Origin of the sequence: Streptomyces sp. NPDC006265 (genome assembly GCF_040613555.1) — a bacterium.
GTDB lineage: Bacteria > Actinomycetota > Actinomycetes > Streptomycetales > Streptomycetaceae > Streptomyces.
The window spans coordinates 1-8,970 of sequence record NZ_JBEXSH010000328.1 but is presented as its reverse complement, the minus strand read 5'-3'; the positions used below and the strand labels follow the sequence as shown (position 1 = coordinate 8,970).

Sequence of the window (8,970 nt, the reverse complement as noted above, 5' to 3'; positions counted from 1 at the left end):
GTCGCCGGTCGCCTGGAACAGCAGGACCGGCGGCAGCTTGCCGTTGGCCACGTTCACGGGGCGCAGCGAGGCCGTCGGCCAGAACGCGCACGGCGCGTTGTACCAGGCGTTGTTCCAGGTCATGAACGGCGCCTTCTCGTACACCGCCCAGTTGTCCTCACGCCACCGCCGCCAGTCGCGCGGCCAGTCGGCGTCCCGGCACTGCACCGAGGTGTAGACGCTGTAGCCGTTGTCGCCGGAGGCGTCGACGGCCCCGAAGTCCTCGTACGCCTCCACCAGCGGCTCGGGGTCCTTGTCGTTCACGTACGCCGCGAACGCCTCGGCGAGGTTCGGCCAGTACCCGTTGTAGTAGCCGCCCGGGATGAAGGTGTCCTCCAGCTCCGAGGCGCCCACCGTGCCGCCCGCCGGCCTCTTCGCGAGGGCCGTGCGCATCGCGTACCACGTGGCCTCGATCTTCTCCGGATCGGTGCCCAGCCCGTACGTGGTGTCGTGCTCGGCGACCCAGGCCAGGAAGGCGCGGTGGCGGTCGTTGAAGGCGACGTCCTGGTTGAGGTTGGCCTCGTACCACACCTCCGTCGGGTCGACGACGGAGTCGAGGACCAGACGCCGGACCCGCTCGGGGAAGAGCTTGGCGTAGAGGGCGCCCAGGTAGGTGCCGTACGAGTAGCCGAAGTAGTTGATCTTCTTCGCGCCCAGGGCCTGCCGGATCGCGTCCATGTCGCGGACGGCGCCGGCGGTGTCGATGTACGGCAGGAGGTGTGCGTACTTCTTGCCGCAGGCGGCGGCGAAGGACTTGGCGCGGGCGAGGTTGGCCTGCTCGATCGCGGGAGTCGTCGGCAGGGAGTCCGGGCGGACCGGGCCGAAGTGGCCCGGCTTGCAGTCCAGCGCGGGCTTGCTCGCTCCCACGCCGCGCGGGTCGAAGCCGATGACGTCGTACTGGGCCGCGACCTTCGGGGGCAGCGAGGACGCGACGAACCCGGCGAGCGTCAGGCCGCTGCCGCCGGGACCGCCGGGGTTGACCAGCAGCGGGCCCTGGAAGGTCCGGGCGGTGTGCGGGACGCGGGACAGGGCGAGGGTGATCTTCTCCCCGTGCGGCCTGCGGTGGTCGAGCGGCACCTTCAGGGACGCGCACTGCAGCGTCGCGTGGTCCTCGGTGGCGCAGCTCTTCCAGGTGAGCTTCGCGGTCTGCGTGGTGGTCTCTGTGCTGGGTGCGCTCGCCTCGGCGGGAACGGCCGTGAAGGTCCCGGCCATGACGACGGCGGCACCGCACAGCGCGGCTGCGCGTTTTCTCATGGAGTCCTCCCAGGACGGCGGGATGAAGGACCGCGAGGGTCACCGTCCTCGCCGCATCGTCCCGGAAGCCGCTCCCGGAAGAACTCATTCCGTAAAGCTCATGACCCGATTGGATCTTCAGATGCGCTCGAATGCCCGCAAGGGGGCGCAGGCCTCGAACTCACCAGGAGGAAATCGAATTCTCCTGGAGGAGGGAGAGTTGGGTCGGCCCCGACACCGGCGGCTCCTCGGCCGCCTCGGCGGGCCGGATCCGCCGTGGCACCTCCGCGCGCGTCGGCCCGATGCCGTACTCCTCGGCCAGCTCGTGCACCTGACGGGTGATCCGCCGCTGGTACCACTTCGGGGCGTAGGAGCCCTCCGCGTACAACCGCTCGTAACGGGCCACCAGGTACGGGTGGTGCTGTCCCAGCCAGGCCATGAACCACTCACGGGCGCCGGGCCGCAGGTGCAGCACCAGCGGCGTCACGGACGTGGCGCCGGACGCCGCGATCGCCCGTACGGTGGCGCGCAGTTGGGCGGGCGCGTCGCCCAGGAACGGGATCACCGGCGCCATCAGCACCCCGCAGCCGATGCCGTGTTCGGCCAGGGTGCGCACGACCTCCAGGCGCCGCTCCGGCGCGGGCGTGCCGGGCTCGACGGTGCGCCAGAGCTCCTGTTCGGTGAAGCCGACCGACACGCAGATGCCGACGTCGGTCACCTGCGCCGCCTGCGTGATCAGGTCCAGGTCGCGCAGGATGAGCGTGCCCTTGGTCAGGATCGAGAAGGGGTTCGCGTGGTCGCGCAGCGCCGCGATGATGCCCGGCATCAGGCGGTAGCGGCCCTCGGCGCGCTGGTAGCAGTCGACGTTGGTGCCCATCGCGATGTGCTCGCCCTGCCAGCGGCGCGAGCCGAGCTGCCGGCGCAGCAACTCCGGCGCGTTGGTCTTGACGACGATCTGGCTGTCGAAGCCGAGGCCCGTGTCGAGGTCCAGGTAGCTGTGCGTCTTGCGCGCGAAGCAGTACACGCACGCGTGTGAGCAGCCCCGGTAGGGGTTGACCGTCCACTGGAACGCCATCCGCGAGACGGCCGGCACCCGGTTGATGATCGAGCGGGCCCGGATCTCGTGGAAGGTGATCCCGCCGAACTCCGGCGTGTCGAAGGTACGCGTGGTGACCGCGTCCGCGCCGAACAGCGCGGCATCGGCCCGGCTGTGTTCGGAGTCCGATGTGAGGTTCTCCCAGCGCATGACGCCTCCTCGGTAGCACTGACCACAGAATAGAACACATGTTCCCTTGATCGTGCGAGGGTGTTTTCCGAACGTGTTCGACCAGGTTGCGCCACCCCGATTTGGGGGGCCGGGCGGCGGGGTGGTTGGCTTGCCCCGACCCCCGAGCAACCAGTCCTGGAGGAAAGCGATGGCGCAGGTCGAGGCCACTACGGAGCGGATCGTCGCGGCGGACGCGGAGACGGTGTTCGACGCCCTCGCCGACTACAGCGGCACGCGCGCGAAGCTGCTGCCCGAGCAGTTCAGCGAGTACGAGGTCCGGGAGGGCGGCGACGGCGAGGGCACCCTCGTCCACTGGAAGCTCCAGGCCACCAGCAAGCGTGTGCGCGACTGCCTCCTGGAGGTCGGCGAGCCCACCGACGGTGAGCTGGTCGAGAAGGACCGCAACTCCTCCATGGTCACCACCTGGCGGGTCACACCGGCCGGCGAGGGCACGTCCCGGGTCGTGGTCACCACCACCTGGACCGGCGCCGGCGGCATCGGCGGCTTCTTCGAGAAGACCTTCGCACCCAAGGGCCTCGGCCGGATCTACGATGCGATGCTCGCCAAGCTCGCTGCCGAGGTCGAGAAGTAGCCCGCCCCAAGGCTCAAAGCCCCAGGGGGTGTTGCGCTCCTCACCGGTTCGAGTGATCTCCGTACGGCTCGCTCCTGTGCCGTAACTCGTCGCGCTTGCTCGTAGTTGTCGCTTTTACGCGGGAATTGTGCGGCAGCGCGACGAGGGGAGCGGTGAGTGGGCGGGATCACTCTGGCGCAGGACGAACCGGCGGTTGCGCCTCCCGACATCCCCGCACCCCTGCCGGATCCGGACACCCGACCGAGCCCGCGCCGGGTGCGGTTGATCTTCTCCGCTCTCCTGCCGGCCCTTCTCCTGGCCGCCCTGGAGCAGATGATCGTCGCCACCGCGCTGCCGAGGATCGTCGGTGAGCTGCACGGCCTGGACCGGATGTCCTGGGCGATCACCGCCTACCAGCTCACCGCCACCGTCGGACTGCCGATCTACGGCAAGCTCGGCGATCTGCTGGGCCGCAAGGGCGTCTTCCAGTTCGCGATCGTCGTCTTCGTCGCCGGCTCCGCGCTCGCGGGCCGGGCTCAGACCATGGACCAGCTGATCGCCTTCCGCGCCCTGCAGGGGGTCGGCGCCGGCGGCCTCATGATCGGCGTCCAGGCGATCATCGCGGACATCGTGCCGCCCCGGCAGCGCGGCCGCTACATGGGCCTGATCGGCGCCGCATTCGGCCTCGCCTCCGTGGCCGGACCGTTGCTCGGCGGCTACTTCACCGACCACCTCTCCTGGCGCTGGTGCTTCTACGTCAACGTCCCCTTCGGCCTGGTCACCCTGGCCGTCGTCGCCGTCACGCTGAAGCTCCCCAAGCCGGCCGCCAGGGGGCGGCTGGACGTCATCGGCGCGCTGCTGCTGACCGCCGCCTCCACCTGCCTGGTCCTGCTGACCAGTTGGGGCGGCACCGAGTACGCCTGGGACTCGCGCATGATCCTCGGCCTCGCGGCCGGAGCGGCGGCGGCGACCGTCCTCTTCCTCGTCACCGAGCACTTCGCCGTCGAACCCCTCATCCCCCTCCGGCTGTTCAGGGACTCCGTCTTCAACGTCACCGGCCTGGTCGGCCTGGTGATCGGGGTGGGCCTGTTCGGCGCCGCCAGCTATCTGCCGACGTACCTGCAGATGGTCGACGGAGCCTCCGCCACCGAGTCGGGCCTGCTCATGCTGCCGATGATGGCCGGCATCGTCGGCGCCTCGGTCATCGCCGGCCAGTTCGTCAGCCACACCGGCCGCTACAAGGCCTACCCGATCCTCGGCGGCGCCCTCTCCGTCACCGGCATGTGGCTGCTGTCGCGCCTGGAGGTCGGCACGCCCCGGCTGCACTACAGCATCTGGATGGCCGTCCTCGGCGCCGGCATCGGCATGGTGATGCCGGTGCTGACCCTCGCCGTGCAGAACTCCGCGCGCACCGCCGACCTCTCCACCGCCACCGGCGCCAACAACTACTTCCGGCAGATCGGCGGCACCGTCGGAGCCGCCGTCTTCGGCACCCTGTTCGCCGACCGGCTCGCCGACGCCCTCGCCGACCGGCTTCCCGCGCGCGCCGGGCTGCCGGACCCCGAGTCCCTCACCCCGCAGCTCGTGCGCGCGCTGCCCCCGGCCCTGCGCGACGACTACATCCGGGCGTACGCCGACGCCATGCCGCGGATCTTCCTCTACCTGGTGCCGGTGCTCGTCCTCGGACTGGGCATCGCCCTCTTCCTCAAGGAGAAACCCCTGGTGTCCCACAACGCCTCCGTCACCGGCCCGGACACGGCGCCGGGGAGCGCCCCGGTCCCGCAGGCCCGCGCCGCGCACACCGCGGGCGTGCCCGTGTGCGGCTCGGTCCAGCACCACGACGGGACCGTCGTGCCCCGCGCGGCACTCACGCTCATCGACGTCACCGGGCAGCAGACCGGGCGCGGCGCGAGCGGAGAGGACGGGCGCTACGCGCTGGCCACCCCCGGCCCGGGCTCGTACGTGCTGATCGCCGCGGCCGGCGGCCACCAGCCGCAGGCGGTCACCGTGACCGTCGGCGAACGCCCCGTCGAGCTCGACATCGTCCTCGGCGGCGCCGGAAACCTGATCGGCACCGTGGTCACCGCCGACGGCACGCCCCTACGGGACGCCACCGTCACCCTCACCAACGTGCACGGCGAGGTCGTGGCCACCACTCGCAGCGGCCGGGAGGGCGGTTACGTCATCACCGAGCTCGTCGCAGGCGAGTACACCCTCGCGGCCAGCGCGCCCGCCTTCCGCCCGGCCGCGCTCCCCGTCACCGTCCAGGCCGCCCGCGAGACCCGCCGGGACATCGAGCTGGCCGGCGGCGCCGTGCTGCGCGGCACGGTCCGGGCGGGCGGCGGCCGACCCGTCGAGGACGCGCGCGTGACGCTGCTCGACGTGGCGGGCAACGTCGTCGACACCCTCACCACGGGCGCCGACGGCACGTTCCGCTTCGTCGACCTGTCCTCCGGGGAGTACACCGTCATCGCCGCCGGATACCCGCCCGTCGCCACCGTGCTCCAGGTCGCCGGAGGAGGCCGTACGGAGCGGGATCTCCAGCTGAGCCACGAGGACTGAACCGGCACCGGCCGCGGACCGAACGGGCAGCGGCGCGCGGGTTCGTACGCCGGTACGAACCCCGCGCGGGCAATTCCCGCAATGCTTCACATCGCCACCGGCGGGAGCCGTACGGTGGAGACGCCGGCACAGATCTTGCGTCCGTGGGGAGAGAGGGCCTGGCCATGGACCATGGCACCGACAGGGCTGGACAGGACACGGTCACGGAACCCGCCGAGCCCGGCCGCGTCCCCCTGGCCGTCGTCGTGGTCGACCGCGACGGCCTCGTGTCCCACTGGAGCCGCGGCGCACGGCGCCTGTTCGGCGTCCCCAAGGAAGAGGCGATCGGCCGCACCGCCCTCGACCTGCTCCCCGTCTCCGGCGCCCTGCCCGACGCACGGGACACCGCCCCGTACGCCGCCGGTGGCGGTCTCGGCCCCGACCTCGAATCCTCCCTCGACGGCGGGCTCTCCTACCCGGCCGCGGGCCGCGCCCGGCTCACCGCGTCCGGGGACGGCCGGGTCGACGTCCTGTGGTGGGCCTACCCGCTGGTGGGCCCCGGGCCCGAGCGGCTGCTCGTGCTGGCCGCCGACGCCGAAGGACTGCGTGCCGGCGACGGGGCGTTCGAGCGGATCGCGCCCGGTTTCGCGCTGCACACCGACTTCCCCGGGACGGAGGACCTCGCCCGCCGGCTCCCCGAGATCCTGCCCAGCATGAGCGTCGGCGAGAGCGCCCGCATCGCCGCTCAGATCCTCGAACTCGGCTACCCCATCCTGGAGTTCAGCCAGCACGACCGGGTGCCCGTCACCCCCGACTGGGGCGTGGCCCGGCGCGCCGAACGCAAGGCGCGCCGTGAACGGGCCGCGCGGGCCCTGGCCGCCGGCGAACCCGTGCCGGCGGACCCGCGGGACGAGGGCGAGGACCTCGAGTACGCCGCCGTCCGTGAGCGCCTGGAGTTCCTCAACGAGGTCAGCGGCCGCATCGGCACCTCCCTCGACCTGTCCCGCACGATCGTGGAGGTCAGCAGGGCCGTCGTGCCCCGCTTCACCGATGTCGCCGGGACGTACCTGCGGGAACAGGTCGTCGCCGGCGAGGCATTCGAGGACGGTGTGCCCGACACGACCACGCTGTGGCACCGGGTCGCCCTGGAGCACACCGACGAACCGGGCCGCTGGGACGACGTCGTCCCCGTCGGCGAGGCCATGCCCTTCCCGGCGCACACGCCGTTCTTCCAGTGCATGACCAGCGGCGAACCCGTCCTCGTGCCGCGCATCAACGAGGAGATGGGGCACGCCATCGCCGCGCAGTTCGACAAGCGCGACATCCGGCCCCTCATCACCGGCCGCTCGATGCTGGTCGTGCCGCTGAAGGCCCGCAACGTCGTCCTCGGCTTCATGATCCTGCTGCGGCACCCGGAGCGGCCCGTCTTCAACGACATGGACCGCGTCACCGGCGCCGAACTCGCCGCCCGCGCGGGCCTCGTGCTCGACAACGCCCGCATGTACACCTTCCAGGAGAACGTCGCCGAGACGCTCCAGGACAGCATGCTCCCGCACATCCCGCCCCGCATGACCGGCTGTGACATCGCCACCCGCTATCTGCCGGGCACCCTGCTCGGCCGGGTCGGCGGCGACTGGTTCGACGCGGTGAAGCTGCACGGCGGGCGCACGGCCCTCGTCGTCGGCGACGTCATGGGCCACGGCCTGAACTCGGCCGCGATGATGGGCCAGTTGCGGACGGCCGTACAGACCATGGCCGGGCTCGACCTGCCGCCCGCCCAGCTGCTGCGCAACCTCGACGACCTCGCCCAGCGCCTCGGCGACAGCTACCTCGCGACCTGCCTCTACGCCGTCTACGACCCGATCACGAGCGAACTCCACCTCGCCAACGCCGGGCACATCCCGCCCGTCCTGGTCCGTGCCGAGGACGGCCGCAGCGAACTGCTTGACCTGCCCACGGGCGCGCCCATCGGCGTCGGAGGGGTGCCCTTCGAGGCGATCCGGGTGCGCGTCGAGCCCGGCGACCGGCTGGTGATGTGCACCGACGGCCTGGTCGAAGTGCGCGGCGAGGACATCGGGGTGGGCCTCGCGACGCTCTGCGAGTCGGCCGCCCACCCGGCCGCGTCCATGGACAACGCCTGCGACACCATCATCCGCGCCCTGAACACACGAGGCGGCCGCAAGGACGACGTGGCGCTGCTGATGGCCCGCCTGGGCGGCATCGAGCCGGACGACGTGGCCGAATGGCGCCTCGCCCTCGACCCGGCCGAGGTGAGCCGGGCCCGCGCGGCGGTCCGCGAGCAACTGCACGACTGGGGCCTGGCGAAACTCGTCGCGCCGGCCGAGCTGATGACCGGCGAACTCGTCACCAACGCCGTACGGCATTCGCACGGCCGGCCCGTCGCACTGCGTCTGGTCCGCGGCGACACCCTGCTGTGCGAGGTGGAGGACGACGACCACGAGTTGCCGACCCTGCTCAGCGCGGGCCCGCTCGACGAGGCGGGACGCGGCCTGCGCGTGGTCAGCACGCTGTCCCGCGAGTGGGGGACCAGCCGTACCAACACCGGCAAGACGGTCTGGTTCGAGCTGACGCTGCCGCGCCGCTGAACACCCCCGGGCCGAACGGGGCGTGAAGGTACGTGCCGCGTTCTTGTGGCCGGGGCCGGAGCGCGATACACCGGACTCGCCCGCCGCATGGCGGGATTCGTTCGCACCCTGGGGAGTGGGCCATGAGCGTGACGAGTCGGTACCGGGAGGCGTGGGAGGCGTTCTGGCGGGAGGCGTCCGCCGAACCGGGGGCGGTGTTCTGGGACGCGGAACCGGTCCTGACCGTGGGGCCGCATCTCGCCCTGTTCGAGCCGTACCTGGCCGATCCGGCCCTGCCGCTGGTGGACCTCGGCTGCGGCAACGGCACCCAGACCCGCTACCTCGCCGACCGCTTCCCGAGGGTCCTGGGCGTCGACCTGTCCGCCGCGGCCCTCGGCCACGCCCGGCGGGCCGATCCGGCGGGGCAGGCCGCCTACCGGCAGCTGGACGCCGCCGAGAAGGACGAGGTCCAGGCTCTGCACGCGGAACTCGGCGATACCAACGTCTATGCGCGGGGCGTCCTGCACCAGTGCGAGCCGGACGACCGGCAGACGCTGATCGACGGCATCGCCACGCTGGTCGGCGACCGCGGCCGGGCCTGCCTGGTGGAACTTCGCCGCCTCGGCGAGGAAGTGCGAGCGGACCCGGCGCAGCCTGGCCCGTGGAGGCCGACGGACGCGCTACACGCGAACAGCCACAGATCAGGCTCGGCTCCTAACCCCCCGACTCACACC

At 71.9% G+C, this 8,970-nt stretch carries 6 protein-coding genes; 4 read left to right on the top strand and 2 right to left on the bottom strand.

All coding sequences use genetic code 11. The annotated features are described in order from the left end of the window. Both ABZ281_RS24885 and ABZ281_RS24880 read right to left on the bottom strand, forming a co-directional pair. On the bottom strand, positions 1-1,293 hold a 1,293-nt coding region (locus tag ABZ281_RS24885; protein ID WP_356658811.1), incomplete at its 3' end, for an alpha/beta fold hydrolase. A gap of 160 nt (positions 1,294-1,453) precedes the next feature. Then, the gene (locus tag ABZ281_RS24880) at positions 1,454-2,518 is read right to left on the bottom strand and encodes an Rv2578c family radical SAM protein (protein ID WP_356658809.1); all 1,065 of its coding nucleotides are present in this window, start codon (positions 2,516-2,518) and stop codon (positions 1,454-1,456) included. A 169-nt stretch (positions 2,519-2,687) separates the two neighbouring features. Here ABZ281_RS24880 and ABZ281_RS24875 point away from each other — a divergent pair, with 169 nt between their 5' ends. From ABZ281_RS24875 to ABZ281_RS24860, 4 genes are all read left to right on the top strand, one after another. Continuing rightward, entirely contained in the window at positions 2,688-3,131 is a 444-nt protein-coding gene (locus ABZ281_RS24875) for an SRPBCC family protein (RefSeq protein WP_356658807.1), read from the top strand. A gap of 156 nt (positions 3,132-3,287) precedes the next feature. Next, a complete protein-coding gene (locus ABZ281_RS24870) occupies positions 3,288-5,672 on the top strand; it encodes an MFS transporter (RefSeq protein WP_356658805.1) in 2,385 nt (794 codons plus the stop codon). 164 nt (positions 5,673-5,836) lie between these two features. Further along, positions 5,837-8,257, top strand: a complete 2,421-nt coding sequence (locus tag ABZ281_RS24865; protein ID WP_356658803.1) for a SpoIIE family protein phosphatase — start codon at positions 5,837-5,839, stop codon at positions 8,255-8,257. A gap of 122 nt (positions 8,258-8,379) precedes the next feature. Then, on the top strand, positions 8,380-8,970 hold a 591-nt coding region (locus ABZ281_RS24860), incomplete at its 3' end, for a methyltransferase domain-containing protein (RefSeq protein WP_356658801.1).